The organism is Pseudomonas sp. HY2-MNA-CIBAN-0224, assembly GCF_040310285.1.
Lineage (GTDB): Bacteria > Pseudomonadota > Gammaproteobacteria > Pseudomonadales > Pseudomonadaceae > Aquipseudomonas > Aquipseudomonas helleri.
In genome coordinates this window covers 227,486-252,553 of record NZ_JBEOPQ010000001.1, presented here as the reverse complement: position 1 = coordinate 252,553, position 25,068 = coordinate 227,486, and the positions used below count along the sequence as shown (strand labels likewise).

Annotated in this window: 27 protein-coding genes; 7 read left to right on the top strand and 20 right to left on the bottom strand. The window is 56.3% G+C overall.

Annotated elements, in window-relative coordinates; genetic code table 11:
* The first annotated feature begins 8 nt into the window (after positions 1 to 8).
* Both AAEZ03_RS01370 and AAEZ03_RS01365 read left to right on the top strand, forming a co-directional pair.
* A complete protein-coding gene (locus tag AAEZ03_RS01370; protein ID WP_350575329.1) occupies positions 9 to 1,289 on the top strand; it encodes a Zn-dependent hydrolase in 1,281 nt (426 codons plus the stop codon).
* The gene (locus AAEZ03_RS01365) at positions 1,286 to 2,695 is read left to right on the top strand and encodes an amidase (RefSeq protein WP_350575326.1); all 1,410 of its coding nucleotides are present in this window, start codon (positions 1,286 to 1,288) and stop codon (positions 2,693 to 2,695) included. Before AAEZ03_RS01370 ends, AAEZ03_RS01365 begins: the two co-directional genes overlap by 4 nt.
* Positions 2,696 to 2,765: 70 nt before the next feature.
* Here AAEZ03_RS01365 and AAEZ03_RS01360 read toward each other — a convergent pair whose 3' ends face one another.
* Positions 2,766 to 3,332: a nucleotidyltransferase family protein gene (locus AAEZ03_RS01360; RefSeq protein WP_350575323.1), complete on the bottom strand. Its 567-nt coding sequence runs from the start codon at positions 3,330 to 3,332 to the stop codon at positions 2,766 to 2,768.
* 136 nt (positions 3,333 to 3,468) lie between these two features.
* Here AAEZ03_RS01360 and cho point away from each other — a divergent pair, with 136 nt between their 5' ends.
* Positions 3,469 to 4,308 carry an excinuclease Cho gene (gene cho / locus AAEZ03_RS01355; protein WP_350575320.1) on the top strand — a complete coding sequence of 280 codons (840 nt, stop codon included), beginning with the start codon at positions 3,469 to 3,471 and terminating at the stop codon, positions 4,306 to 4,308.
* Positions 4,309 to 4,502: 194 nt separating this feature from the next.
* On the top strand, positions 4,503 to 4,940 hold the full coding sequence (locus AAEZ03_RS01350) for an acetyltransferase (protein ID WP_350575317.1): 438 nt from the start codon (positions 4,503 to 4,505) through the stop codon (positions 4,938 to 4,940).
* Positions 4,941 to 5,020: 80 nt separating this feature from the next.
* Here AAEZ03_RS01350 and AAEZ03_RS01345 read toward each other — a convergent pair whose 3' ends face one another.
* Positions 5,021 to 5,797 carry an APH(3') family aminoglycoside O-phosphotransferase gene (locus AAEZ03_RS01345; protein ID WP_350575313.1) on the bottom strand — a complete coding sequence of 259 codons (777 nt, stop codon included), beginning with the start codon at positions 5,795 to 5,797 and terminating at the stop codon, positions 5,021 to 5,023.
* Positions 5,798 to 6,587: 790 nt separating this feature from the next.
* Between AAEZ03_RS01345 and AAEZ03_RS01340 the strand changes: the two genes are divergently transcribed.
* Both AAEZ03_RS01340 and AAEZ03_RS01335 read left to right on the top strand, forming a co-directional pair.
* Complete coding sequence (locus AAEZ03_RS01340; RefSeq protein WP_278940670.1) at positions 6,588 to 6,797, top strand: hypothetical protein; 210 nt, start codon at positions 6,588 to 6,590, stop codon at positions 6,795 to 6,797.
* A 175-nt stretch (positions 6,798 to 6,972) separates the two neighbouring features.
* The gene (locus AAEZ03_RS01335; protein ID WP_350575310.1) at positions 6,973 to 7,227 is read left to right on the top strand and encodes a hypothetical protein; all 255 of its coding nucleotides are present in this window, start codon (positions 6,973 to 6,975) and stop codon (positions 7,225 to 7,227) included.
* A gap of 54 nt (positions 7,228 to 7,281) precedes the next feature.
* On the opposite strand, the gene AAEZ03_RS01330 is transcribed toward AAEZ03_RS01335, so the two are convergent.
* The 12 genes from AAEZ03_RS01330 to AAEZ03_RS01275 form a co-directional block, all read right to left on the bottom strand.
* A complete protein-coding gene (locus tag AAEZ03_RS01330) occupies positions 7,282 to 7,539 on the bottom strand; it encodes a hypothetical protein (RefSeq protein ID WP_350575308.1) in 258 nt (85 codons plus the stop codon).
* Positions 7,536 to 7,910, bottom strand: coding sequence for a hypothetical protein (locus AAEZ03_RS01325; protein ID WP_350575305.1), 375 nt, complete (start codon positions 7,908 to 7,910; stop codon positions 7,536 to 7,538). Before AAEZ03_RS01325 ends, AAEZ03_RS01330 begins: the two co-directional genes overlap by 4 nt.
* On the bottom strand, positions 7,907 to 8,575 hold the full coding sequence (locus AAEZ03_RS01320) for a glycoside hydrolase family 19 protein (protein ID WP_350575302.1): 669 nt from the start codon (positions 8,573 to 8,575) through the stop codon (positions 7,907 to 7,909). The genes AAEZ03_RS01325 and AAEZ03_RS01320 overlap by 4 nt, the downstream gene beginning before the upstream one ends.
* Before the next feature lie 499 nt (positions 8,576 to 9,074).
* A complete protein-coding gene (locus tag AAEZ03_RS01315) occupies positions 9,075 to 9,860 on the bottom strand; it encodes a hypothetical protein (RefSeq protein WP_350575299.1) in 786 nt (261 codons plus the stop codon).
* Positions 9,860 to 11,677: an SGNH/GDSL hydrolase family protein gene (locus tag AAEZ03_RS01310; RefSeq protein WP_350575296.1), complete on the bottom strand. Its 1,818-nt coding sequence runs from the start codon at positions 11,675 to 11,677 to the stop codon at positions 9,860 to 9,862. The genes AAEZ03_RS01315 and AAEZ03_RS01310 overlap by 1 nt, the downstream gene beginning before the upstream one ends.
* Positions 11,678 to 11,747: 70 nt before the next feature.
* A complete protein-coding gene (locus tag AAEZ03_RS01305; protein ID WP_350575293.1) occupies positions 11,748 to 12,227 on the bottom strand; it encodes a hypothetical protein in 480 nt (159 codons plus the stop codon).
* A gap of 9 nt (positions 12,228 to 12,236) precedes the next feature.
* Positions 12,237 to 15,233, bottom strand: coding sequence for a host specificity factor TipJ family phage tail protein (locus tag AAEZ03_RS01300; protein WP_350575290.1), 2,997 nt, complete (start codon positions 15,231 to 15,233; stop codon positions 12,237 to 12,239).
* Positions 15,230 to 15,610, bottom strand: coding sequence for a nitrite transporter (locus AAEZ03_RS01295; RefSeq protein ID WP_350575287.1), 381 nt, complete (start codon positions 15,608 to 15,610; stop codon positions 15,230 to 15,232). The genes AAEZ03_RS01300 and AAEZ03_RS01295 overlap by 4 nt, the downstream gene beginning before the upstream one ends.
* Positions 15,607 to 16,086 carry a DUF1833 family protein gene (locus AAEZ03_RS01290; protein ID WP_350575284.1) on the bottom strand — a complete coding sequence of 160 codons (480 nt, stop codon included), beginning with the start codon at positions 16,084 to 16,086 and terminating at the stop codon, positions 15,607 to 15,609. Before AAEZ03_RS01290 ends, AAEZ03_RS01295 begins: the two co-directional genes overlap by 4 nt.
* Positions 16,083 to 19,517, bottom strand: a complete 3,435-nt coding sequence (locus AAEZ03_RS01285) for a phage tail length tape measure family protein (RefSeq protein WP_350575281.1) — start codon at positions 19,515 to 19,517, stop codon at positions 16,083 to 16,085. Before AAEZ03_RS01285 ends, AAEZ03_RS01290 begins: the two co-directional genes overlap by 4 nt.
* 66 nt (positions 19,518 to 19,583) lie before the next feature.
* Positions 19,584 to 19,988: a hypothetical protein gene (locus AAEZ03_RS01280; RefSeq protein WP_350575278.1), complete on the bottom strand. Its 405-nt coding sequence runs from the start codon at positions 19,986 to 19,988 to the stop codon at positions 19,584 to 19,586.
* Positions 19,989 to 20,054: 66 nt separating this feature from the next.
* Positions 20,055 to 20,417 (bottom strand): DUF2513 domain-containing protein, encoded by a 363-nt coding sequence (locus tag AAEZ03_RS01275; protein WP_350575275.1) that lies wholly within the window; start codon positions 20,415 to 20,417, stop codon positions 20,055 to 20,057.
* A gap of 227 nt (positions 20,418 to 20,644) precedes the next feature.
* On the opposite strand from AAEZ03_RS01275, the gene AAEZ03_RS01270 reads away from it, so the two are divergent.
* Entirely contained in the window at positions 20,645 to 20,890 is a 246-nt protein-coding gene (locus AAEZ03_RS01270; protein ID WP_350575272.1) for a hypothetical protein, read from the top strand.
* A gap of 365 nt (positions 20,891 to 21,255) precedes the next feature.
* Here the strand turns inward: AAEZ03_RS01270 and AAEZ03_RS01265 are convergent, their stop codons facing one another.
* The 6 genes from AAEZ03_RS01265 to AAEZ03_RS01240 all read right to left on the bottom strand — a co-directional run bounded on the left by AAEZ03_RS01265 (position 21,256) and on the right by AAEZ03_RS01240 (position 25,066).
* A complete protein-coding gene (locus AAEZ03_RS01265) occupies positions 21,256 to 21,723 on the bottom strand; it encodes a phage-derived protein YdaY family protein (RefSeq protein WP_350575269.1) in 468 nt (155 codons plus the stop codon).
* 80 nt (positions 21,724 to 21,803) lie between these two features.
* Positions 21,804 to 22,967 (bottom strand): phage tail tube protein, encoded by a 1,164-nt coding sequence (locus tag AAEZ03_RS01260; RefSeq protein ID WP_350575266.1) that lies wholly within the window; start codon positions 22,965 to 22,967, stop codon positions 21,804 to 21,806.
* 66 nt (positions 22,968 to 23,033) lie between these two features.
* On the bottom strand, positions 23,034 to 23,549 hold the full coding sequence (locus AAEZ03_RS01255) for a hypothetical protein (protein WP_350575263.1): 516 nt from the start codon (positions 23,547 to 23,549) through the stop codon (positions 23,034 to 23,036).
* 142 nt (positions 23,550 to 23,691) lie between these two features.
* The gene (locus AAEZ03_RS01250) at positions 23,692 to 24,114 is read right to left on the bottom strand and encodes a phage tail terminator-like protein (protein ID WP_350575260.1); all 423 of its coding nucleotides are present in this window, start codon (positions 24,112 to 24,114) and stop codon (positions 23,692 to 23,694) included.
* Entirely contained in the window at positions 24,111 to 24,683 is a 573-nt protein-coding gene (locus tag AAEZ03_RS01245) for an HK97 gp10 family phage protein (protein ID WP_350575257.1), read from the bottom strand. Before AAEZ03_RS01245 ends, AAEZ03_RS01250 begins: the two co-directional genes overlap by 4 nt.
* Positions 24,683 to 25,066, bottom strand: a complete 384-nt coding sequence (locus tag AAEZ03_RS01240) for a hypothetical protein (protein WP_048371933.1) — start codon at positions 25,064 to 25,066, stop codon at positions 24,683 to 24,685. Before AAEZ03_RS01240 ends, AAEZ03_RS01245 begins: the two co-directional genes overlap by 1 nt.
* Positions 25,067 to 25,068: the final 2 nt, after the last annotated feature.

Here is a 25,068-nt window from a genome sequence, read left to right as displayed (position 1 = left end):
TCGTGTCCATGAACAGCCCTATCGTGTTATCCGACCTTTTCAACAGCAACGCGCCGCTGATCAACCGCGACCGCCTGTGGCAATCGCTGATGGACCTGGCACAACTCGGCGCCACGGCCAAGGGCGGTGTCTGCCGTCTGGCCCTGACCGACCTCGACCGCCAGGCCCGCGACCTGTTTGTGCGCTGGTGTGAAGAAGCCGGCTGTACGGTGACCGTTGACGGCATTGGCAATATATTTGCCCGCCGCGCGGGCCGTCAGCCCGACCTGCCACCGGTCATGACCGGCAGCCACATCGACACCCAACCCACCGGCGGCAAATTCGATGGTTGCTACGGGGTCATGGCCGGGCTGGAAGTCATCCGCACCCTGAACGATCTGCAACTGACCACCGAAGCGCCCATTGAAGTGGTGGTCTGGACCAACGAAGAAGGCTCACGCTTCCCGCCGTGCATGATGGGCTCCGGGGTGTTTGCTGGCAAATTCGACCTGGACGAAACCCTGAGCAAAGTCGATGAGCAAGGCTTGTCAGTCGGCGCCGAGTTGCAGCGCATTGGCTACGCTGGCAACCGGCCTGTGCTCGGGCACCCGGTGGGCGCGTATTTTGAAGCGCACATTGAGCAAGGCCCGGTGCTGGAAGACCGCAACACCACGATTGGCGTGGTCATGGGTTGCCTCGGCCAGAAGTGGTTTGACCTGACCCTGACCGGCGTTGAAGCCCATGCAGGCCCTACCCCCATGCATTTGCGCAAAGATGCGCTGGTCGGCGCCGCGCACGTGGTAAGCGCCGTCAACCGGATCGCCCTCCAGCATCAACCCCATGCCTGCGGCACCGTTGGCTGCCTGACCCTGCACCCAGGCTCGCGTAACGTGATCCCCGGGCAAGTGCACATGACCATCGACCTGCGGCACCTGCATGCCGATCACCTGCAAGCCATGGTGGATGAAGTGCGTGAAGCCATTGAAGTGGCCAGTGTCGAGCACGGCTTGAGTGTTGAGCTGACCCCGACCGCTGACTTCCCGCCGCTGGACTTCAATCCTGGGTGTGTCGATGCCGTGCGCCAGGGCGCGCAACAGTTGGGCTTGAGCCATATGGACATCGTCAGCGGCGCCGGGCACGACGCGATTTTTGTCGCCGAGCTGGGCCCGGCCGGGATGATTTTTGTGCCATGTGAAGGCGGCATCAGCCACAACGAAATCGAAAACGCGGCCCCTCAGGACTTGGCTGACGGCTGCGCTGTACTGCTGCGGGCCATGGTCAATGCCGCGCAAGGAGGTAAACAATCATGAGTAATACACCTGACATCGGCCAGTTGAACGCCGTCGAATTGCTGGCCCGTTACCGCGATAAAAGCCTCTCTCCAGTCGAAGTGGCCGAGGATGCCCTGCTGCGCATTGAGCGCTACAACCCGGCAGTCAACGCGTACTGCCATGTTGACCCGCAAGGCGCGCTGCAAGCGGCCCGGGCATCGGAACAGCGCTGGTTTAAGGGCACGCCTTGCGGCGCGCTGGATGGCGTACCGGCCTCGATCAAAGACCTGACTCTGACTCAAGGCATGCCCACCCGCAAAGGCTCTCGCACCACCACGGCGCAAGGTCCATGGGAGATTGACGCGCCTTTTAGTGCTTTTATGCGCAAGGCAGGCGCGGTCTTGCTGGGCAAGACCACGACCCCCGAGTTCGGCTGGAAAGGCGTCACCGATAACCCGCTGTATGGCATCACCCGTAACCCCTGGAACACCCGGCTGACCGCAGGCGGCTCATCCGGCGGGGCTGCCGCTGCCGCCTCGCTAAACCTGGGCGTGCTGCATCAGGGCAGCGATGCCGGCGGCTCGATCCGCATCCCTTGCGCGTTCACCGGCACATTTGGCATCAAGCCGACCTTCGGCTACGTACCGCAATGGCCGGCCAGCTCCATGACCATCCTTTCGCACCTGGGGCCGATGACACGCACCGTTGAAGACTCGGTGCTGATGCTGCAAACCGTGGCCAGGCCCGATGCCCGCGATGGTTTGATCGGCGCCCCGCGCACCACGCCCTGGCTTGCACAGAGCGATGACCTCAAGGGTTTGCGCATCGCCTACAGCCCCAACTTCGGCTATGTCGACGTTGATCCGCAGGTCGCCCGCGTCGTGGCCCAAGCTGTGCAGCGTCTGGCCGAACTCGGCGCCCATGTCGAGCAGGTTGACCCAGGTTTCAGCGACCCGCTGGAGACCTTCAACACTCTGTGGTTTGCCGGTGCAGCGCGCCTGGCTGGCCAACTCAGCAGTGCCCAGCGCGAGCTGATGGACCCGGGGCTGCAACGGATTGCCGGCCTTGGCGAGCGCATCACCCTTGAGCAATACAGCACCGCGCTGGAAGCACGGGCGGCATTGGTCGCGCACATGAACGACTTCCATCAGCGCTACGACATTCTGGTCTCGCCCATGCTGCCCATCACCGCATTTGCGGCCGGGCACAACGTGCCGCCCGAGTCCTCATTGACCGACTGGATGCAATGGACCCCGTTCACCTACCCGTTCAACCTGACCCAACAACCAGCGGCATCAGTGCCCTGCGGGCTGGCCGACAATGGCCTGCCGGTAGGCCTGCACGTGGTCGGCGCGCGCTTTGCCGATGACCAGGTACTGCGAGTTTGCCGGGCCTATGAAAAAAACTTCGCGCAAAGCCACCCGCACGCGCCCATAACGCCTTAATTAAAAAGTACCCAATCTGTAGGAGCGAGCTTGCTCGCGATCTTTTGATCTATAAAAAGACCGCTCGCGCCTACAGATTGTCATCAATAATCGTCAGCCATGGCCAACGCGCTTGGTAGCTTCTGGCCTTGTGCATGAACAAATCAGGCTGTGGGGTTAACGGATTATTGCGTAACAGCCCCTCCCCGATGTCATCCAGCCCATAAGGCGCATACACCTCGCCGCTTTCAGCGCAAAGCCCCACGCAGGTCCCGGCCACCAGATAACGATCAATACCGTCACGGGCGGTAAACAACTGCGGATAAGGCCTGCCGAAACGTTCGGGATACCAGAGGTGCACCCGGGCCTGGTTCTTGATATCGACGTTCACACCCAGATCCTCGAACAGCTGCCGTGCCTTGATGATGACTTCGTTTTCTGCCTCCCAGGACACGTCTTGATCAAAGTAAAAAACGTCGTAATCCTTAACCCCAAACGCCGGCGGCAGGTTTGAGCGATAGTTCCAGACCGCCTGAAACAGGCTGCCCGCCGTCAACAAGCACTGTTCAACGCCCAGCCTGGGCAAGCGCTCCATGAGCTCAGCGTTGATCGGGTTACCCATTGCCAGGCTGACAAAGTGTTCAGGCGTCAAATTCATCGGCAGTCCTTTAGCTTCTGCGTTCCAGTTGGGCACAACTCTAGCCGGGTTCCATGACCGGTTCTAGCCGCACACACCGGAGCGATTCTGACCGGCGGCTGTCATATCCCGTTACCTATGCCGCACTATAACCACCATGCCTATACGCCCTGCACAACTCGCCCCTGTTTATGAATACCCTGAGCACCTGCGCGCTCAAGTCGCTGCAGCACCGCGAGCACCGGGGGTTTACTTCTTTTATGCGCAAGACGACTCAATGCCGCTGTACATCGGTAAAAGTGTCGATATCCGCAGCCGACTGCTGGCACACCTGCGAACACCCGAAGAAGCCCGCATGCTGCGCCAAGCGCAAAGAATCGAGTATGTGCAAACCGCCGGAGAAATCGGCGCGCTGCTGCTGGAATCGCGCCTGATCAAAGAACTGCAACCCCTCAAAAACAAGCGATTACGCAAGCAACGCCGGTTGTGCTCAATACGCGTCATCAAGGGTGCTGTAGACATCATCGACACCACCGATTTGCCCGACGCCAGCCCGTTGTACGGGCTGTTCCGCAACAAGCGCATGGCCACTGAAGCGTTGATGCTGATCGCTGACGAGCAGCGCCTGTGCCACAGCCTGCTCGGCATCGAAAAAGCGATGGGCCGCAGTTGTTTCAGAGCACAAATCGGCAAATGCGCGGGCGCCTGCAGAGGCGATGAAAGCCAAGCAGCCCATACCGAACGTTTGTTAACTGCGCTTGCCCGCTGGGCCGTACATCGCTGGCCGTTCCCCTGCGCAATCGCACTGCACGAACGCCACGGTGAGCATGTGGAATACCACGTCGTGGACGGCTGGCATTACATCGGCACCTACGCAACGGAGGCTGAAGCCAGACAGGCGCCGAAAAGCACCGGCCAGGCATTTGATGCCGATTGCTACAAGATCCTCGTGCGTCCGCTGCTGCTAGAGGGTGCCGAGTTGATCATGCTTGGGTAGTGGTCGGCCCCTACCCACCTTCTTGACATCTTTAACGTGCCCCGGCAAATTGGCCGCCCATTCTTTTTCGGCCCCTCTTAAGTGCACCGCCCAGGCGTTAACTCGCGAAGCGGTCATACCTGAAGCCGACTCTTAATCGGTCGCCACTGCCCGGCGCCCCCATCATCAGACCTAAAGAGAAGAAGGATGATTTCATGATCATTCGCAAGGGTAACGCTGTGGACCATCCGCAGTTGCTGAACATCTGGCTGCGCGCAGTTCAGGCCACTCACGATTTTTTGCAGCCATCCGACATCGAAGCACTGACCCCGCAGTTACGTGACAGCTACTTGCCAGCCGTAGAACTGTGGGTCGCGGCAGATACTGGAGACTGGCCACTAGGTTTCATTGGGCTAAGTGACAACCATGTGGAAATGCTCTTCGTAGACCCAAAACAGCATGGCCAAGGCATTGGCCGAGCCTTGCTGGACCATGTCCGCACGTCGCGCGCGACGCTCAGCGTGGATGTCAACGAGCAAAACCCACAGGCCGCAGGGTTCTACCTGCACTACGGCTTCGTGCAAACGGGGCGTTCGCCACTGGACGGCGAAGGACGACCCTTCCCGTTATTGCACATGAGCTTGCCTGAGTAAAAAGGGTTGGGGCTGTGTGTCTTTCGGCATACAGCCTTCAGGCCTTTGAACATTTAATTGCCTGCGCCCTCATCACAACTCTAGAAAAATTCGTCCAACTGCTCGAAAAACTCGCGCTTGGCCGGTTCATCTCCCTCGCCCAACTCAGTTAGAAACTCACCGGCAACGCCCAAAGAGACGTCTTTACGCAAAAAGCGATGAACAAAGGCAATGTCTAACCATCGATCGGCACTCCCGCCACGACCCAAATCAATGAAGTGCAGCGTGTCATGGGCATCGACAAACACATTGGCCCCACACAGATCTCTGTGACTGAACATCCGGTCCTCTGTCGGCTTCGTTTTATGCAGGTGAGCGACAAGATCCAGCGGAGTCTGCAAGTAAGGCCACTGCTGCAGGTTGTAACAATCCTCGTCCAAGTTATGTGCCAGCAGATAGTCCAGCTCATGCAGACGCGTTTCAACACTTGAATCAAACGGGCAATCGTGGATTGGCACAGCCTGTAACTGCCGCACCGCCTCGCAAAAAAACATGATGATCGAAGACGGGTCATTGATACGCGCCTGAAGGGGTTGCCCTTCGACACAACGCGTAATCATGAACTCACCTTCAACGCTTTCCGCGATAGCCACCACTTCAGGGACTCTCAGGCGATCTGCGAGCCAGGACAAGACCCGCGCCTCTCGTAACACGCTATACGTGGTAGGTGCCAAGATAGCCGGGCAAGTCTTGAGAAATAAACGATCGTTACCACGTTTGAAGCTATAAACATCGCAGGGGGATTCACCGATCTCGTCGGCTCTCAGCGCGGCGCCACCTATGAATTGTTCAATAGTGCGAGGCAGTTTGATGATCATCGGTACTCGACTCGACAGGCTTTGAAACTCATTTCAGCCGTCACCATAACAAAATTGTAGGAGCGAGCTTGTCTCGCGATCTTTTGCTTTTGAAAATCAAAAGATCGCGAGACAAGCTCGCTCCTACAGGCTCAATGTTTACATAAGTCAATTGCCACTAGGATTCCTGATAAACTCCCGGCCATTACGCCTCAGCAGAAGCTAAAAGGCTTTGCTGCACTGTGCTTCTCCAAGCAGGCGAAACGGCTGAAAAGCACATATTTGAACGATAGATCATGACCGAAAAACACTCTAAATCCACTCATCTAGAGCGCTCAGAATCCTCCAGAAGATTTTCTGTGGCCCCCATGATGGATCGTGCTGATCAGAATTAAAATTCTATATATTTCATATAGTTAGAAATGCAACCCGCATTGCTTAAGCAAAATTTCAGCAACAATCAGCATTCTAAGCAAATTCAGCAAAGAGACTCTCGCTCAGTCCGTCCAATCACAGGCAGAACGGGCAGCTGGTTTTCCCCTCCCTGATTTACTGCCGACCGCAAACTACCGCCTAGCACCCCATGCCCGTAGGAGCATGGCAACCCCTTGGATTATGGCTGTTGTCTCTGGCGCTCGCTGCAATCGAATAGCCATAGATGCCTATAGGTGCGTGAGAGAGAGTCACGCAAAAGTCACGCACGGCTCACCCTCTACTTTCCGTCCTCCTGAGACAAAACAAGGACTCAAAACACTATCATTCAGGTGGAAATGGGCATTTACTAGAAATCACCTTCCAATGGAGCTCCGACATGCCTAATTCAGATTTGCTCCCAAGCCTCCTCTATAAAATCAACGAGAATCAGCTTGCCCTCGAAGCAGCCATTCTTGAGCTAACCTCTTGGGCTGAGAAGCATGGGGCGTCGGAAGCCGGGAGTAACGTTAGAGGCGCCCTAGAGACCCTCGATAAAAATGAGGACTTTATAACCATGACGCTCGCGATACTAATGAGCTCAACGTAGATTTTTAGAGTCATTCCTGACCATGTGCTAGAGTCAGCATGCAAGTGTTTTAACTATTCAAGCTTATCAAGCGACCATAAACAATCAGAACAGCTTTATAAGAACTAATCAGCTAAAACGCAGATAAATACAGGAACACTGAAGAACAAACAGCACCTCACAGGGAATTAAAACAATGAAAACCGAAGGCCACGCTGACCCTTTACAAGAGTTTAGTTTAACATACAGAATTCGTAATGATTTAAACCAAAAAATTCAAGAAATCAAATCCTCAAGCAGCACATCAGAAATCAATTTAACTACTGAGAGAGCAGAGGGGTTTATTGATGGCCTCGAATCTGCTCGTATTCTAAAGCCAGAGCAAATTTTTAAAGTCAGACAGATTATTGAATCAGCAGCACAAGCCAGAACTATGGTTTTAATTATTTAATTACATGCCTTCAACAACAGTTAGTGAATTTCGATATTGCGTCTATTAAAGCAGCTATTGGCACGCAAGAATTGCTGTAACTAACTCCTTCTCATAACCTATTCGCTGACGGCGCTCTGCAAGGAGCGCCCTCACCTTTATCTCGAGCGAATCAGCTTTCTGCAATCCGGCTGCCGCCCAAGGCGGCACCGCTACCTCTTTCGTCTTGCACGGGACTAGTACCGGAACCTCGACACGCACAGTGCGTACCTCCGGCTCGCGGGTACCACAGCCGGCTAGTACCGCCATGAGCCCTATCAGCAACCACCTCATAACCCCAACTCCTGATCAATGATTGAAGCAGCAGCCTCGGCCGGATCGCCGCCGGTTCGCTCCTGCATCAATCTGTTGGCTGCGGCGTAATCCGCCCCGGCCTCTTCCTTGGCCTTGGCAATCGCCTGGGCCGCGTTCCGCTCTCGCAGTTCGCCAGCAATAACCAACTCGCCCAGCTTGCGGTCCTGCTCACCCGCCAGCTCTTCAAGGTTGTCCCGTGCGAGCTTGGTCTTGGCCAGGTCGGCGTAAGAGGTGTCGAGCAATGGCCTGTAGTGGTTGGCAGCTAGCCAGGCCCCGCCAGCGACACCCAGGCTCAACAGCAGAGCCAGGGCAAGGCCTATTCCGGCGAACTTCCACGCAACGGGGGTCATGCCAGCACCTTCAGCGCCCGGGCGTAGATTGCCTGGCGATCAGCCAATCCCGTCAGCCCACCGTTCACGCACCGGGTGATGGTTTCGATATCGCCCTTGTCGGCCAGCGAGTTCAGCCCGTTGCTGGACCAGAACCACGCGGCGGCCATGCAGGCGTGCTGCGGCTTCTCCAGCAGCTCGGGCTGTGTGAGCAGGTCCAGACCCAGCGCTTCACCGCACAGCCGGTAGTTGGTCTTGCCGGTGAGTTGGATCAGGCCGCGCCCGCGATACTTCCAGCCGTCGCCCGGCGCGGTGTTGCCCATGCGTCCGGCGTAGACGTTGTTGGCGATCTGCTCAGGCTTGCCAGCAAGGCTCAGGCCCAAGGCATTGGGCTTGTTGCGTTGTCTGTCCTTGACCAGAACTTTGAAGTAGCCGCCCTTGCCGTCCGGCTCGGCGTAGCGATTGGGCCAGGCGTTGGCCAGCCCGTCAGCGCTGTAGTTCAGGTTCTCCACCAGGCGCGTCAAATGACCGGACTCATGGCCGACCTGCGCGATGAAGGCAGAAATGCGCTTCAGGCCAACGATTTGGTACCGGTTCATTGCAGTGTTTAAGACAGGAACAAAAAAGCCGGCAACCTGGCCGGCGTTCGGGAGGATCTGCAGCAGTTGCTGCACTGTGATTGGCATAGCCTTCTCCGGGAGAAAGAGCAAAGTAAGGGCAATGTTCCACGCGGCCCGTAAATGGGGAGTATTTAGTGGGGAGGTAAAAATTTGGCGTTATAAAATGTCAAAGTTCCCGCACCTCCACCGCCAATAGCAAATTGCTATATTTCAAATTCCAATAAATAGAGCAGATGCACATCATGGAAACAGTCTCGAAGCGTGGTTGGCTGTGGGCGTATAAAAAAATTCGAAGCCTTCACTGTTCGAGATGGATATCCTTTTATAGAGCAACTCTGTACGCAATTCGTGGAGACACCGGTACTTTCCGCAGCAATTTGACGATGGGAAAAATTCATATTCGCCGTTAAGCCTATAGCGACTAATCACCTAACTTATACTTGTTCGAGATTCGCTAGAGTCTGCAGCAGTTGCTGCGATGTGATGGGCATGGGCTTCTCCGGGCGTAAAAAAGCCCGCGCTGGGCGGGCTGGCAGGTCTTGTCAGGTCAAGCAATTCAACTTGCTCAGGAGAACCCCCCCTTCGCCGATGCATAATCAGCTGCGGCAGCAGCAGCTACACTTCGCCGCGCCACGGTTAAGTCCTCCAAGAGGATGCGATGTAACGTCGTGCTCTGTCGGGCAGTTTGCGCAATAAGATCGTAACCCGACAAGTCCAGCAGCTTCTGGTTGATATTTGTTATCGTCTTAACTACGACCCCATTCAGAATTACGTCGACAAAGCCAAGACGCCAAGCTACTCCAATTTGATGTACGGCATCTGGCGTAAAGCCCGGGACATCTTCATAAACCGGCACGTTGTTTTGGTTGTTAGCCACTACTCGCGGCGCCCTTCCGTTAAACCCCGTATCAATCGAGAACAATGTGTTTTGAACGCTGCTCCCCTGCAGCTTGAAAATCCCTTGATAGGCATTGGCCACGGCGTTGCTCGGGCATTTAACCCAGGCTAGTGCAATGAAACTTGGGTTCGTAGCGTGGAGGCTGTATGACCTGCCGAGGTTTATAAGTTGACCATTCGCACCGCTGGCTGGCGACCTGATTCCGCCAGTTGAGCCGCGCTCATTGATAAGAGGGGCGGCGTCTGCACCTCCGATAACCGCCCCGGGCGCTCCATCTACAAGATTGGCAAAGCCGGATCCAAACTTAAGGGCGCCATCTGGATTTGGATTACTGTAGCTGTTTGAAAAGTCGAATAAAAGTCGCGTGCCAGAAGACACGGCCCTGTCTCGAACTAATTTATCCATCGTGCTATCGCTGAATTTATTTTGCAGATGTGTAATCAAGCTCGCCATTATTTAATCTCCGGCACCAATGCAATAACACGCTCGCCTAAAACCTGGTATGCAGACTTCACTAGATGGTTAATATCCGTATTGTTTTCTTTGTACCATTTGTTGTTTAGCATCTCAGCATTAGACGTAATATTTTCAAGGTCGATAAAAGAGATTCGCTGCGCAACCGAGAAAGACTTCGCTGCGCGGCGATAAGACAAAAGCTTTGATGCATCTGGCGTTGAAATTGGATGCGAAGGCATGACCAGGAAGAATAGCTCCGTCTCATCCCATCCCGCTTTCTGCCATACATCGCTAACCCGTTTTACTATGGCCTCAAGGTTGTCAATGTAGGCAGCCGGAGACGTTGGCGAATCACTTTCCCTCCAGCCTAAACTTGGTTTCAGTGTCTCGTTTTGGTCGTTCAGCCCACTGTTTACATACACGACAACAATCGGCTTCTGCTCTGCCAGCAACTGAAGTCGTCGAGTTTCGCCAAACCAGTTGATAAGCACTTGATCGGGCGCACCAAGAAGGTAAGCCGCCATATCGTACAAGCTCTGACCGCCTGAGCCGTATATCGTACTTACCGATACCCCGCTGGCCTTCGCTGGATTTTCGACGCGGAACCATGCCGCCGCAAATGGTCCGGTTATCGGCGTGCCACCCGGAGTGAACCACTTGCATTCAAGCCCTGTAGTTCGAGATGCCGCCGGTATATCCAGCGTCTGCCGGTGGAGTGAATGCTCTCCCGTATTCGTAGGTGTAACCGGGCCTTGCGCCACCTTAGTCCAGGGAGGGCCGTCTAAACGAGCTTCAACTCGGAACTGGCCAGCGCCGTCCTTCATGCTTACCCAGTCATAATGAATGCGAAGCTTGTTAGAGGCGCCGATTGCGTGGTCGGCGGATATGCCTACGCCACCGCTGTTGTTGGCGTTCGCTATGGACTCCCCAGCAGGCAACCAAGCGTATCCGATGCCCCCTTTGCCCGCGCCGATGGTAAAAGAGAACCCCGGAAAAACGCTCTCTACGCCGTCAGGCGCGCCGCTATAAGTCGCAGGGGCGTTTAAGCCATAGCTGCTCTCCCCCGTAGTCGTGTAAGTAGACATGGTGATAGGTGACTGGGTAGCCACCCCCGTGGCATAGCACCCAAATCGGTTATGAAGCGCGCGCATGAGCCCGCCACCCCAGCCATAGCCATCCATCCGCTGATTGCTGTCACCGATCATTACGAAATCTACCCGGCGTCGAGCGGCTTCAGCTAGCGCGCCCAAGGCCGTGGTAGGCCATGCGCGAACGGGGCCTGATGGGGCTCCGCCTGATTCATCAATCATATCTTGAATAGTCGCGAGTGCCGGAGCCCCAAGCACAAGCTTGGGGATTACAACGCTCCCGTCCTCCAAGGTGACAATTGATGCGCTGAAACCTTCATCAGCCTCCCCGCTGTAAACCCGTTTGCCGTTGTAAAAGCGGTCAGAGCTTCTGTCAGCGATAATTTTCAAGTCATCTTCAAGCGCATCTACAGCTCTTGCATTTGGATAACGGTCAATTTCTTTCGCGGCTCCCGCATTGTTCTGATACAAAATCAGATATTCAGTTGACTCAAGACTGGGCACACTGAAATAACTGCCTTGCGCAGTACTCGCCAACCCCAAAGCCACAGACGTATAAATCTGCGCACCATTCATCTGAGTTGCCAGATCGGCCAGTACCTTGGCGTTAGTTGGACGCATTAACCCGCCCCCCACATCGACCATCTTTGGCTCTTCCGACAGGAACAGCTCGTTGGCCTTATCAATCGTAACCGTCAGGCGTGCGAGATCATCGGCTCCGCTCATAAATACTCCAGGCGAAAAAAAGCCCGCGCGGCGGCGGGCATGGGAATTCAAAAATCAGTTCAGAGTGGGGTTATCTGGCGCCGGGCCAGGACTTGGTGTACCAGCGCTGCATCAGTCCTCGGAGCTGGGCATTCATGACGCCAATGTCCATACCTGCCAGCAGGCTGGCGTACTCGGCCTCGTTGACTACCGGCATTTCAAACAGTTCGACCGTGGCCGAGTAGCGCCACATGTTGACCCCTACAAGCTCGGGGCCCTGGTAGAAGTCGTCAGTGAACCTGACGCGGGTTAACTTGAGACCCAACGGGGTTCTGATCGGGCAGAGAAACCAGGCAGCCCAGCCAAGCTCCCACTTGCAAAAGCCCTCAAAAAGCTGCGCCTGCTCTGCGGTAAATAGCCACGACACGTTGGCCGCGGTGGGCACACTTCTATAAAGCCGACGCTGAACGGCACGGCCACTCACCTTGTTTGACCGTTTTATCGGACTGACAGGCGTGAAGCCATAACCCTCCCGCAGCGGCAGGGACAAGCCCTCCGGATAGGTAAGCATGAGCAGTCCTTATGTAGGTGCGTAATTGTCGTCATCGGCGTAGTAGTCGTCTCGGTACTCGACTGCTGAGAAGCTGCAAGAGCCGTCGGCGTCTGGCGCGATTTCAGTGAGCATGGCGCTGTAACCAATTTGTGCTGAGGCGGCGAACAGCAAGCGCGCAGGCTCAATCGTAAGGTCAGTGATTAGGTTAAAGTCCAGGGCCTTGGCCGGGATGCTCATCGTGAAATCAGACAGCCGAGTCGGCGCGATCATTGGCGTGCCTGAGCCGTCGTGTCGGCGAATTACAATTCGGGGATTTTCTATATCCCAGTCCAGCGGCTCGGTCAGCTCAAGCACCACGCGATCGCCCACCAATTCAGCGTCAACAATCAGTGCCGACTGACTGGTGCCTGGTATGTCATCCGCAAGAGTGACGTGATCAAGGCGCTCAAAGCACAGCGCCTCCAGATCGGTGTTGCCTGAGTAGCTCCAGCGCTGGTACAGATGCTTGCGCAGTTGTCGCCTGCCAATGCGCCATGCTCGATCTCGGCTCTGCACGCCATCAAGCTCGAGTACATCCACCTTCAGGCCCAGACTTCCCTCAAAACGGCACTGAACCGTTTCGATAGCCCAGGTTTGCGGACTCATGTACTTGACGTCCACGCCGTCAAAGTCGTCCGAACTGATCGCCTTGAACGTTGAAACCAGTTCAGTCGTCATTTCGTGGTTGGTGATTGGGCCGCGCGAAGGTTGCACGCCCTCGCGGGTACAACCGATCAGACCGTCAGCCAACCGCAAATGACTCATGCCGGCAGCGAAGATGGTTTGCAGCGCCTCGCGCACTGTCACCTGCTCGGTAAAGGCAAAGTCGAACGCCTCGCCTCGCGGCGTCCAGAACTGAGCTTCCAACTCATTGAGTGTGGCCACGTCGATTTCACTGCGATCAATGCCGCGACTATCAAGAACATGAAGCGCGGCGCCGCTGATTGTGCGCCCTGCCTTGCCCTCGTAAAGCCGCTCGGAAACCATACTGACGCGACGGTCGGACTGAGCACCAAGACGATCGCCCGTCCTGATATCCGCTGTGAAGATGGTCACGCCCTCGTATGAGGTGGGCGCATCCAGCTTTGAGCGAAGACCAAACCAGTAAACCGTGTCCCGCGTGTTCCCGCCCTCTTGCGGCGCATCCCGACGCACGCGGATCTGAGGCCGCATCCGATACGGAAGCTTCAGCGTGAACGTGAACCCCAAGGCATCCTCGGTGCTCTCGGTGATGGTGTGCACAACGTTGTTCCAGGCACCGCCCACCGCAGCATCCCGCCAGTTAACGTGGACTATGACAGTACCTGCCCGGCGGTGACCGTTGCTTTTGTACCAGGCCAGCCCGGCAGGGAGGTAAAAGTCATACTCAAGAGTGTCTGTCAGCTCTTGCTCTGGAGTGCCCATAAACGAGCCAAGCCAGTTGAGCGAACCAACAAAGTCAGAACCCAGCGCAAAGTCCAGCAGCGTGCGAGCGGCGAATCCTGACCATCCCGAGTCGACATTGCCCGCATCGTTTAGGCGCTGAATCGTCATGGTCAATGCGTCCAAGCTAGCAATCCGGTACCGCTGACCGCGATATCCGATCGACATGCGCTGCGCCCCGTCATTCAGCCCGGCAAAGGGGGCGCCGCTGTCGTAACGCAGCGTAATGAAGGCTTCGCGCTCAGGCACACCACCTGCCGAGGCAGTGCCGACTGTGTAAACGGGACCAACGCCAAACAACGCAACCGGTGCGTTGGACTGCGAGATAGCACCGCCTTTGTAGGGACTGTACGGCTCAGCAATCAGGAGTCGACCCGAATTGTCCTGCGCGGTCAGGCCAATACCTGAAAGCTGGGCATTGATTGCCGACACCACGCCGCTCATGTTCACAAAGTCTGAAGCCAGCGATATGGTTCGGCTGTCACCCCGGTAGGTGATCGTCCAAACCGCAGGGGTATCACTAAAATCGTACGTGGTCGGTGAAGAGGAAGACTGAACCGACGATGGGTTACCGCCGGTGCCGGGTACAGGCGGTATATACGGTGAGTAGCTGGCCACCACCAGGTCATAGTCAGTATCAACTGACAGCGTGACCTTCATCCCCACAAAAGGGGCCAGATCACCCAACGGGCCCGCAATCTGGGTGTACGACCCCGCGTTACTGACCTTGAAGGTGTTAGGCGCTTTCAGCGTGACGGTGGTGCCCACGGCCCAGTTATCTGGAAACTCAGGGTTGGCACCGGCCAGGCTTACGCTCAATCCGGCCAGAACCAGCGCATCGGCCACCACGGAAGAACCACTAGAAGCTGTGGACGCCGTGTCCAGGCCGGCCGTACCGGCGCTGGTACCACCAACCTCACCCACGATGTACCAGTTTTCGGCCCGGCGATCACCCGCAACGCTCGCGCCGGGTTTGTAAAACATGTACGACACATCAGAGCCGAAGGCCGCAACCGGCGTGTCGCCGATCTTGATACTGCTGGCCAGTGTCGATAGCTCCCCGGCGCCAAGGCACAAGCATAAGCTGGTGTGCATTTCGCGTTTGTTGACGAACCGCGACACCGGCTGCACCACACAGTCCGGGTAAATCTTGCTGCGACCAAGAATTTCGGGGACCGGCTCGTTCACCTTTGCCCGGTTAACCTTCGCCGGGTTGGTGTCGAGTGATTTGCCCTGCCCCGGCTGCGTCATGCCTGGCGTGGTCATGCTCATCATCATGACCAGCGATACGGCTGCAAGCGCCACCGCCACCCACGCAACAATCGCCACGGCGCCGCGCACTTGGGGGTAGATCCGCAGGTCTGTTTCCGGTTGCACAACAAACGTCGCCCAGCGCTCTACCGGCAACACCACGCCATCAACTTCAATGAAGATCGGATGCTCGCGATCTAGTTCAAAGTCCGGCGCCTGACCTTTCAGCCAGTCCACCAGCAGGATCGGTCCGGTGATAGCGTGACTCTCCAGCGGCGCGCCCTCCAGGCGGCTTGGGTAGATGCGAATCATCGGTAGTACTCCACGCTGAAAAACCGGCGCTCAAAGCGGCGCAGAGGGGTGAAACTGACGTTGCGGCCCTTGTTGATTTCCAGCACCTCAAGCAGGCCGTTCATCCTGACCACGATCCCGATGTGATCCTGCACGCTGCCGCGATAGGCCACGGCAGCAACGCCGTGGTCTGGCTCACAGAGCGTCAACTGGGTTTGGATCATTTCCTTGCAGGCCCGCACCAAGCCGCCATCCGCCTTGCGCATTTGCGACCACTCAGGCCAATCCGACAGGCCCAAGTCCCGACGCACCTCCAACACCAGGCCGTAACAGTCAACGTGCGGCCACAGTCGGCCGCCCTCGACGTATTGGCCGAGGGTGTATTTTTCGAGGTTCATAGGTAGCGAATGCCCGGGAATTTGACGAGGTTGTAGGTGTTGCGCAGGTAGTTGGTGTCCAGCAGGTTGAAGTAGCCAGCGGTGACGGACACCTGGGTAGCTGTGCACTGCCCACCTTTGATCTTGAAGCGGCTCGGCGCAGTGGCCGGCGCTCCCAGATCGTTTGAGGTGAAGGTGAACAGCTCAAGGTGCATTTCGCGACCGTCCTTGATCGCGGCTCGGATAAAGCCCGACGCCTGTCCGTCGACGTTGCTCAGGGCAAAGTTCAAGTCCTGAGTCCCGTCGTCGTTGCGCGCCGGGATGGCCAGCTCCATGCCGCACGGCGTGCACGTCACAACCGTGCCATTCCCCAGCCCCACTACCAGCTCATCCCAGCCGTTGGTGAGGTAATACGTGGTGATGCCGTCCGTGACCTTTAGCACCGGGTGAATGATTTCAGGCCCAGAGCTCGCGTAAAGCCTTTTTAAAATGCTCATCGAGGCACTCTCCGCAGCCCATAGCCATTTGTCAGCGCGCGCGTGATATCACCATTGCCGCTGGCAAGGTCACCGGCAATCTCGCGCTTGGCTCGCTTGATGATGATGTTCCAGTCGTCGCCGTCCCGCTGGGCTTCAACCTGGTTGCCGCCGTAGTTGTGGATGTTGACGTTTCCGCCCGGCTTGCCTGAGCCTGCCTCTTGGCCTCCAGATCCTGAGCCTGAGCCCGAACCTGTTGCACCAGGACGAATCGGAGAAACGTTGCCTTTGCGTAGAGATTCGACCGTGGCCACGCCGCCGTGACGGCTAATGTCAGCCTGACTCCACACAACCTCGCCCTTGTGCACGACGCCAGCCGGCTCGTTGACGCCGCCGGGGCCGGTGTACCCGCCAGAAGAAAAGCCTTTCAGTAATGCGTATGCCGCCACAAGAGCGCCACCACCGACAACTGCTGCCGCACCAAACGACCCAATAGAGGCAACGAGTGCCGCCGGGAGCCAGGATGCAACGGTGGTGGCTGCGGCCGCGACGTTTGCGCTCAATATGGTTGCAATGGAAGCCAGGGATGAGCCTGTCGCGACCGCATCACCTGTCACCTTCGCAGTCGTCTTGATTCCTTCTGACGCGACGACCGCACCTGTTTCAGCCTCAATGCCGGCCATTTTCAGGGCTTGCGTAACAATCCACTTTGCAGCGATGTCCGAAAGCGCCTGAAGGATGGAACTGCCCATTGTCTGACCAAGGTTGATGAAGGCGTCGCCCAGATCTGTCGTCCCTTTTAGGAGGCCTTGTATCTGGTCCGAGATCGATGATGTTGTACTCCCCAAAACCTGCGTCACACCATCCTGGGCTTGCTGGTTGTAGTTCGTGGCCATGTCCACGTAGCTCTGCCAGGCAGTTGAAACCCCGAATATCCAGTTGTTCTGGGCGTCATCCAGATTGCGGTAATACTCTTTTTGCATCGCCAGACGCTTGCTGAGGGCGTCTTTTTCTGCGGCGATCTCGTCGTCATAGAGCTGTTTGCGGCCCGCAGACTTGTCGGTGCTGTTGCTGAAGTCATTGGTCAGCTTGTTAACGCGCTTCTGGTAGTCCTGCTGGATTTTCAGGTCGTCCTGCAAGCGTGATCGAGCCTTATCACTCAACCCAAATGCCGCAATCTGATTGTCAAACCCCTCTTTAAACAGAGCAAGCTGAGTACTGAGGTTGTCCCTGTAGGCCTTTAATCGCGCAGCATTTTCCAGCTGCACCGCTGACAGCTGATTTTGCTTTTCAAGCCCGGCGTTGAGCTTCTGTTGGGCAACGTTCAGCTCTCCCATTGCCAGAATTTGCTTCTGGGCGGTAGTCAGCGTGCCCTTTTTCTTAAGCTCAGCCAGCGTAGTCTCAAGTGCTATGAGTTTTTTGGCTTCGGTGCCTAACGTCACAGTTCCTGTCGTTTGATCCGCGATTACCTTTGCTTGCTCTTGGAGGACTGAAAACTGTTGGCGGGCCTGGTCCAGCATCCTCTGGCCTGCGTCCTCGCGATAAGCTGCGGTCTTCGGGATTTTGGGGTCTTTATACTTCTCCTTGATAGCTGCAATATCTTTTTCCTGCTGCTCAGCAGAAATAAGTAAAGATTTGTCGTTCTTTTTCTTTGCCTCAATTTCGCGACGCGCTACAACTGCCTGATATTCCTCAATCTTTTTGTCACGTTTCTTCTGATTTGATGCTGAGTCGTCCCTGATCTTATCAAGCGTCAACTGATCATCAAGCGACTGCTGTTGCATTTGCTGGGCAAACCCCTTGGCCGAGGCGCGGCGCTCATCCTCGGCTTTCTGGATCAGGAGTTGAGTTTCCTGAGCTTGCAGAGCCTGCTTTCGGAAATCGTCGTTTGGGGTCAGGTTTGAAATTGGGTCAGCCTGGCGCCCTCGTGGGTCACGCTTGTCTCTTAGTGCTTCTGCCTCTGCAATAGCGTCAAGCTGCTCTCGCAAAGCCTTTAACTTGTCATCGACGGTCTTCTCTCGGCCGATGTTGAGAGCTGCGTCCCAGGCACCTTTGGCTGCATTAGCGACAGCATTCCAGCTCGATTCGAGATAGCCGAGGTTTTCACGTACGGTTTTTGATGTTCGCGACAAGCCTTTTTCGTATGCATCATTCGCAATGGCAGCCGCCCCTTGCATATCCCCGTGTTCCTGCAAGGCTTTGATTTGCTCGTAGGTCGAGGCCGTGAGGAAATTCATCGACTCGTTTAGCCTGAGAATCTCTGCGGTCGGGTCCTTGGCGATCTTTTCAAAGTTCTTCACGGTCTCCTCGGCTGCCTGCCCGGTCGCCGACTCATAGTCCATGGCTGCTCGAGTAATGGCCTCGAATGACGAAATGGGAATTCGCACCGATGCAGCAAGTTGAGCAAGAACCGATGCAGCCTTGCCCGTGGTTCCTCCAGTGCTGGAAATTTGCTTCGCCAATGTTGCCAACTGCGCGGTGGTCGTCCCCGCCGTATTGCCAGTCGCCGCCAATGACAGTGTGAATGCTGAGGCCTCGTCACTTCCTTGCTTGTAAGCCAGGGCCAATAGAGCCGCAGCAGCCCCTGCAACAGTGAGCGGGTTCACAACCCCAAGCGCGGACCCGCCGAGAGACCTCAAGGCCTGGGAGGCTCCACCAGAGGAAACGCTGATTTGCTGGAAATTCCGGGCAGCACCTTGCCAGTCGCCGGACTTCAGCGCGTTGAGCAACTGCGCAGCATCGCGCTGCGAGCCCTTTGTAGTCAGCCCGAAGCTCTTCAGGTCGTCGTCAATACCTCCGATAGCTTTGCGCGCTGCAGCTATCTTTGATTGATAGTCGGCAAATGTGTCGGCATCGAGAAACTTCTTGTTTTTCGCAAGCTCTTTCTCAAGCCGATCAATTTCGGTCAGCTTGCGGGTCACAGGGTCGATCTGCCCAAGCAACTTTTCAAGCGCCTGTGCCTGCTCATCAGTAGCTACTGCAGCCTTTCTCGAGCCGCCTGCAAGGGTGGTATTGGTTTTTACGTTGGCGTCAGATTCGGCCCGCATGCGGCGCGCAAGATCCGAAAGCCTCTCGGCCTTGTCGGCTGCATAATCGAAAGAATTGCCGGCCTGCGTAGTGCTGGCAGAAAGCGACTTTACGTAATCGCTTGTCTCAAGCGATCTTTTTGCCATCGCCAACAGTCGCGCCGAAGCTTCAGCGGCCGTCTCGCCCATCTTTAGGCTTGATTCCGCAACCTTGTCCGACGACTCCGAAAGCCCATCAATAGCCCCCGTAGTCTTTGTCGAGCTTTTCCCAACACCATCAATCCCCGATGCCGCCTTGGTCATCGCTCTTTGGGTGGGGAGGCCGAGCGCCTCAAGAGCTTCAAGAGCCTTATTGATGTCAGCTGCTTTTTGCTCGGCGTCACGGCTGTCAATTTCAAGCACCAGGCGGGATTTTTGCTCGGCCATGCTTTTCTCCGGACGTAAAAAAACCCGCCGGAGCGGGTCTTGATACCTAATTATTTATTCTTGCGATCAAAAGAGACGATTGGCTAAGCCGCTAGGAGAAAGCTGGTTACCCCTGACTAGCTTCCCATTCTGAAAGAGAAACTGATAAGTCTGCATGCCTACATAGCCGCCATAGCTGTTCTTTGCGTTGACTCTTGCAGTCACGATGTAGCCTGCGTACAGCTGGCGTCCCTCGAAGGAGCTGCTGATCATGTAGCCCTTTTCCGGGACGCCAAATTCATACTGTGCAGAATAGGGGTCTTTCAGATGCCCTTCAAAATAGGACTTCAGTTGCGCGTCTGTAGACTCTTTTTCTACGGGTGTACCGTAATCGGCATTCGCAATGTCCTGCGGTGTTGGGCCAGATGCACAGCCAGCCAAGGAGGCGGCCACAAAAAAAGCCATAAGCAGTTTTGTAATTGTTTGGCGCATTAGGATTCCCTTCAATTAAAGATGGCGGCAATCTACCATCATCGCAAGGAAGCGCCAAAGCCCGACCTAGAAGCTGAGAAGACTGGCTGCGACCGCTGCAGCGGCGGCCTTGATAGTGTCGAACGACAGATCCACCCCCTTTTCTCTCAGCAATCCGACTGTCTTGTTCCAAACACTCTGCGATCGAATCTGATCGAGAAACTCGTGGCCAGCCCAAGTCATTTCTTGTGCGAAGCACTGGCGCGGCTCGTTGATGGAGTTTGAGCACAACGCCCTTACAAGACCTGCTTCCTTCATCAGAAAAATGTGATACGACACCACTGGCGCATCATATCCAGCAATGCTTGAACCGTCGACGGACTGACTATGGCCCTGCAGCTCTTCTACCGCTATAAGTATCTTCCTGACCAGTTCCCAGTCGCGTTTCATGCTTGCTCCGAATTTATCCAATGATGACATTCTATGCTGAGTCGTAAGGGGGCGCCAAAGCCCTGGGCGCCCTCAAGCCCCATGCTTCTGTCCAGGCATCCAGCCTGGATGTAATACCAGTAGCTGCTCGGCGGAAGAGCGTAGTAGCGTTCCGCCTTCAAATAAATGGGGGCGCTCACAGCGGCGACGCCAATAGCCCTCTCAATAATTGTGCAAGGAGCCATGCAATGAAAGAAGAACCTGAAGTTGCCGCGGTGCTGTCAGATGTTATGGCGAAAACTCCAATTGGGAAGACAGTGCGAGTCAACTTCTTAGGGGATCCGACCCCTGTCGTTGTTACCTTCAAGTTTGTCGGTGGGTGGGTAGTCGAGCAGAAGCTCAGCCCTGGAATGCCGCTTGAGTTCACTCGAGGGGAAGATAAATACCTCGAAAACATTAGCATCGATCTTTTGCCGTACGACGGCCTCAAGTGATGCCTGTCCACCGCTCAGGTTGCGAACAGTTACGTTGATCATTTGCACTCCTAATGCTGGGCCAGATCGTCTTTTCAGTCTGGACCGGCCATCATAATTTTAATCATCCCCACCTTCCTCTTCCTCCAGGCAGATCGCATCCAAGGCAAAGATAACCTCATCGACATACCGTCTCGGCAATGGTGCTGGGTACGCGTCCAGCCAGCCCGAGATCTCTATACCTGAAAGAGGAAGAGGAAAAATGCCAGACATCGTCGCTATAAATCGCCGACCCCGACTGACGTTGCGAAACGTACTCAGCAAATAGCCGGTGATTGCGTCGGTCGGCGGCTCGTCGGGGACCTCCAGGTTTAACTTGGCGTAAATCAGTCTTCGCTTTTCGCTACCTGACCAGTCACGCTCCCATTCAAATCTGGCGATGGCTTTCCCAACGTCTCATCCAGCTCCCTTTCGCTCTCGGAAGCGATCTCTTTGCCTTTGCGCAACACAAACAGAAGGAAGTCAGGGTTCATCTCCAGCAACTGGGCGGCAGCGTCTGTGGAGTAGCTCAGTTCGTTGCCGTTCTCATCCTGAACCCCTTTCCAGTCTTTGAGGACGAAGTGAGCAAGCAGCATTGTGTGATTCTGCAGATCGGTCAGCTCTCCATCAACAACGCCAACCTCGCCTTCACCAAAGCGCGCGTCATTGCGCTGAACACGTCGCGCATATCGCTCCATGGCAATGCGGTATTCGGTGTTGTTGGTGCCAGACAACAGCACCTTGGTGTCCTGGTCAAAGTCCAGCCACTTGGAGTCGCCACGCAGAACTTCTTTTTTCTTGAGTTTGAGAGCCATGTGAATTCCTCAACGCCACGCCAATAAAAAAGACCCCTCCGGCAGGCGTTATCACCGGAGAGGTCAAAGGGTTGAACTGTTTAAGCGGTGACGGTGATGGTTGCCGTCGCGGTCTTGGTTGGATCGGAGACGCTTTTCGCGGTGATCACTGCGGTGCCGGCAGATACGCCCGTTACCAGCCCGCCAGCGCTCACAGTTGCGACACCAGGCGTTGCGCTGGTCCAGGTGACGTTCTGGCCAGCCGTTGCGGGCAAGGCCGAAGCGGTCAGTTGGCGGGTTGCCGCTACCGCGATAGAGGCAGTCGCAGGCGCCACGGACACGCTGGCTACAGGCACAAACGGAACACGCGTGATGGTCGGGCTGACCTTGGCTACGGTGTAGTTGAGCGTTACCTCAACCAGATCGCGCTTGCCGCCATTTGGCAATTCGCCGTCGACCTCTACAGCCGGGAAGTCAAAGATGTACTTGTTGCCCAGGCTGTCAGTGATCGGGAACTGAACGGCAATAGGCAGGCGGGTAAACGTGTTCTTCCAGATTTGCCATGCCGTAGGCGACCAGGCCAGCACGATGGTGCCGGTGATTGCGGCCTCGGTTGCGATCTGCGCACCCGGCCCCAGGCGGTTGGAGCCGATGCAGCGTTGAGCTTGCAGGCTGTTGTCCAGACTGACCGTCATGGCCGACACACAGGCCACGCCTTCCAGCGACTTGCCGTCCACCAGAATGGTGCCGACGTCCTTGTTGCTCAGGAATGGCGTGGTGGTTGGCCTATCCGGTGCGGTAACGATTGGGGTGTCGCTATCGTCGTAGTCCAGGCAGGCCATGCCGAAGGTGGTCGTGATCTTGCCGTCGGATGGAATGTCGAGGGCAAAGGTCGAGACGTGGGCGCCTTTGAACAGGCTGTAAACGCCCACATCCGTATAGCCTTTAGCGATGCTGAAGGTGTGGCGAACATCGCCAATCGCCAGCACGTTGTTGATCCAGTTGCCGTAAAAGGCTGCTTCCAGCAGTTGGTCGAACGAGCCAAACGACAGTTCGGCCGTCAGGTCGCCGTTAATGTCCACGCTGGTGGCCACCGAACCCTGGCTGAGGCGAGAGTCAGTGATCTCGTCACTCGCCGCGGTGTTCACGGTCGGAGTCAGCGCATTGCCTGTCAGGCGCAGCGTGCTCCACTTGCCGGTTGCTGGGGTGATGCCTGGGGTCACTTCGGGAATGATGTGACTGACGATCTTTGCGCCGGAGCTCATTCTTTCCACCTTTGTGTAGGTAATAAAAAACCCGCACAGGGCGGGTGGGATGGGTGCTACCGCTCTCTAATTGAGCAAGAGCGACGGCTGTATTTGTTCAGAAAGCGATTCGATTCGGGCTTCCAGTGGCTGTTTCTGGGTCTGCCACTGGCGTAAGCCACGCCCGCACAGACTGGCAACCGCTTTCTTTCCGCTGTACTCCAGCAGAGTCTGGTGAAATTCGGCTGTCAGCGTTCGCGCGGCTCCGACTTCGTTATCCAGAATATCCAGCACCTGGCGCCGAAACCGCTTGGCCCGCTCAGTACGGGCAAACATGCCCAGCAGGTGAGCGCCTCGTAGACTGAAGACGCGGACCTCTTGCTCGCCGCCGCGAGTGCGCATCTTGACAAGAGCTGTCATGGTCGACGTGAACTCATCTGCGTGCCGTCGATACAGGTCTCTAACGCGAGAATCAAAGGGGGTCGCAGTTTCATCCCCCCCTTTGCCATACAGCGCGATCGCGACTTCAGCCAGAGTCAGACACGGCTGACCGCCATGATCCACAACCTTTAACTCGATGCCGTCAAAAATCAGCTTGTCCATAGTCATCCCCTACAATGCCCGGAATAAATCGGTCGCAGAAACGCCCCAGGGAAAGCGCTTTCGGATGCCTCCTATCTGCGACCAGAAACAGAAAGCCCCGGCAAGTGCCAGGGCTTGAGCGGTGGGAGCGGTAGCGCAAGTTTCAGCCGGCGCGGAACCGGATGTTCACGTTGATCTGATAGAAGCCTTCAAACTCGCCCGCATCGACCTGAGAGGCCTCCAGGCATTCAAGGTCCCCGGACGACCAGTAGCCGAAGTGCGCTTCAAGCTGGTCTGCCAGCTCAGTCAAAGCCATGGTGCCGGTTCTCGCCCGGGCGAAGCACTGGATGCTGACCCGGCCCGGCTTGCGGGTGTAGGGCTTGTCGGCCATGCCTGCCATGAAGGCCGTGCCGTGCTGCACATTAAAGCGGCACCACAAACCGGTTGCGGGAGGTTTGAAAATGCCGGAGCCGTCCGTGTATTCCGCTGGGTATGGCGCGTTCGGGTAGAAGATTAGCTTCTGCTCAATGCCGCCAAACGCTGCCATGCGCCCAACAAGCAGCACGCGGATCTGCTCGTAGGTCATCGGAACACCTCGGAAACGCTGATAAATGCCAGCTCGTAAACGCCGTCGGGCGCCTGAGTGGAGTGTCCGTTCTCCAAGCGCTCGGCATACGGCAGGTTGGTCTGAATAAACACTTGGGTGTAGGGCTTGATGCCTTCGAGCGCTGCCTGGCCCTTGCCCATGGTGATTGAGCCAGAGCGGTCAACTTCCGTTGTTACGGTGAAGTCTTCCGACCCAATGCTGACAATGTGACTACCCCGGAACCGCCCGCCCACATATCCCTTGCCGGCTGCCAGGTCGTTTACGAAGTAGTTCTGCGCGCGATCTGCCTTGGTCAGCTTTTTGAATTTCTTCTTGCCGGTGTTCTCGGCGTTGCGGGCGTCGACGTTGGCGTCGTAGGCATCGGCCAGCGCGACGTTCTTTGCCCGGAAATCGATGTTGGCCTTCCACAGATCGGGGTTGCCGACCGGCGAGCGCTCGATCACTTCTGTCAGCATGGCCAGGGCGATCGTTCTGACCTTGGTTTCCATTTCCTGATCGATCTGCTCAACGAATGCCGTGGGCGGTGTGCTCCAGCCGCTGTTAGCCATTAGACCTCCCGCAGGTGAATCTCGTAATGGGCGCCCACTGGATCAACATCGGGCTTCAGCACGTCATAGGTCGTCTGCTGGCCGGTCAACAAGTTCTTGGTGGTGATCTTGTGGCCGATCTGTGGGATGCCGGTTGTTTCGTTGGTCAGAGCGATCAGATTCTGGTCAGTGGCCTTGATGTTCACGCCGTCGACCAGTTCCACCTTGAAGGAATCGAGGATGCCGCGCCCTGAGTAGCTGATAACCACCGGCTCGCCGCCGGTTTCGGTAACCGGATCCCACTGCTCACTGGGCAGCGTCACGCCGCCAGTGAACGAGTGCACGGCATCTGCCAGCTCGTTATCGAAAGCCTCAGCCAACTCGGCCTGTAATTCTTCACGCATGC

Excerpts from the sequence above, each read along its gene's own strand:
- cho (WP_350575320.1), top strand. The coding sequence starts at position 3,469 with ATGCCTATACGCCCTGCACAACTCGCCCCTGTTTATGAATACCCTGAG.
- AAEZ03_RS01300 (WP_350575290.1), bottom strand. The coding sequence starts at position 15,233 with ATGATTCGCATCTACCCAAGCCGCCTGGAGGGCGCGCCGCTGGAGAGT.
- AAEZ03_RS01350 (WP_350575317.1), top strand. The coding sequence starts at position 4,503 with ATGATCATTCGCAAGGGTAACGCTGTGGACCATCCGCAGTTGCTGAAC.
- AAEZ03_RS01310 (WP_350575296.1), bottom strand. The coding sequence starts at position 11,677 with ATGAGCGGAGCCGATGATCTCGCACGCCTGACGGTTACGATTGATAAG.
- AAEZ03_RS01365 (WP_350575326.1), top strand. The coding sequence starts at position 1,286 with ATGAGTAATACACCTGACATCGGCCAGTTGAACGCCGTCGAATTGCTG.
- AAEZ03_RS01260 (WP_350575266.1), bottom strand. The coding sequence starts at position 22,967 with ATGAGCTCCGGCGCAAAGATCGTCAGTCACATCATTCCCGAAGTGACC.
- AAEZ03_RS01315 (WP_350575299.1), bottom strand. The coding sequence starts at position 9,860 with ATGGCGAGCTTGATTACACATCTGCAAAATAAATTCAGCGATAGCACG.
- AAEZ03_RS01270 (WP_350575272.1), top strand. The coding sequence starts at position 20,645 with ATGAAAGAAGAACCTGAAGTTGCCGCGGTGCTGTCAGATGTTATGGCG.
- AAEZ03_RS01280 (WP_350575278.1), bottom strand. The coding sequence starts at position 19,988 with ATGCGCCAAACAATTACAAAACTGCTTATGGCTTTTTTTGTGGCCGCC.
- AAEZ03_RS01275 (WP_350575275.1), bottom strand. The coding sequence starts at position 20,417 with ATGAAACGCGACTGGGAACTGGTCAGGAAGATACTTATAGCGGTAGAA.
- AAEZ03_RS01295 (WP_350575287.1), bottom strand. The coding sequence starts at position 15,610 with ATGAACCTCGAAAAATACACCCTCGGCCAATACGTCGAGGGCGGCCGA.
- AAEZ03_RS01240 (WP_048371933.1), bottom strand. The coding sequence starts at position 25,066 with ATGCGTGAAGAATTACAGGCCGAGTTGGCTGAGGCTTTCGATAACGAG.
- AAEZ03_RS01320 (WP_350575302.1), bottom strand. The coding sequence starts at position 8,575 with ATGCCAATCACAGTGCAGCAACTGCTGCAGATCCTCCCGAACGCCGGC.
- AAEZ03_RS01265 (WP_350575269.1), bottom strand. The coding sequence starts at position 21,723 with ATGGCTCTCAAACTCAAGAAAAAAGAAGTTCTGCGTGGCGACTCCAAG.
- AAEZ03_RS01250 (WP_350575260.1), bottom strand. The coding sequence starts at position 24,114 with ATGACCTACGAGCAGATCCGCGTGCTGCTTGTTGGGCGCATGGCAGCG.
- AAEZ03_RS01290 (WP_350575284.1), bottom strand. The coding sequence starts at position 16,086 with ATGAGCATTTTAAAAAGGCTTTACGCGAGCTCTGGGCCTGAAATCATT.
- AAEZ03_RS01360 (WP_350575323.1), bottom strand. The coding sequence starts at position 3,332 with ATGAATTTGACGCCTGAACACTTTGTCAGCCTGGCAATGGGTAACCCG.
- AAEZ03_RS01370 (WP_350575329.1), top strand. The coding sequence starts at position 9 with ATGAACAGCCCTATCGTGTTATCCGACCTTTTCAACAGCAACGCGCCG.
- AAEZ03_RS01340 (WP_278940670.1), top strand. The coding sequence starts at position 6,588 with ATGCCTAATTCAGATTTGCTCCCAAGCCTCCTCTATAAAATCAACGAG.
- AAEZ03_RS01285 (WP_350575281.1), bottom strand. The coding sequence starts at position 19,517 with ATGGCCGAGCAAAAATCCCGCCTGGTGCTTGAAATTGACAGCCGTGAC.
- AAEZ03_RS01345 (WP_350575313.1), bottom strand. The coding sequence starts at position 5,797 with ATGATCATCAAACTGCCTCGCACTATTGAACAATTCATAGGTGGCGCC.
- AAEZ03_RS01335 (WP_350575310.1), top strand. The coding sequence starts at position 6,973 with ATGAAAACCGAAGGCCACGCTGACCCTTTACAAGAGTTTAGTTTAACA.
- AAEZ03_RS01245 (WP_350575257.1), bottom strand. The coding sequence starts at position 24,683 with ATGGCTAACAGCGGCTGGAGCACACCGCCCACGGCATTCGTTGAGCAG.
- AAEZ03_RS01255 (WP_350575263.1), bottom strand. The coding sequence starts at position 23,549 with ATGGACAAGCTGATTTTTGACGGCATCGAGTTAAAGGTTGTGGATCAT.
- AAEZ03_RS01325 (WP_350575305.1), bottom strand. The coding sequence starts at position 7,910 with ATGACCCCCGTTGCGTGGAAGTTCGCCGGAATAGGCCTTGCCCTGGCT.
- AAEZ03_RS01305 (WP_350575293.1), bottom strand. The coding sequence starts at position 12,227 with ATGCTTACCTATCCGGAGGGCTTGTCCCTGCCGCTGCGGGAGGGTTAT.
- AAEZ03_RS01330 (WP_350575308.1), bottom strand. The coding sequence starts at position 7,539 with ATGAGGTGGTTGCTGATAGGGCTCATGGCGGTACTAGCCGGCTGTGGT.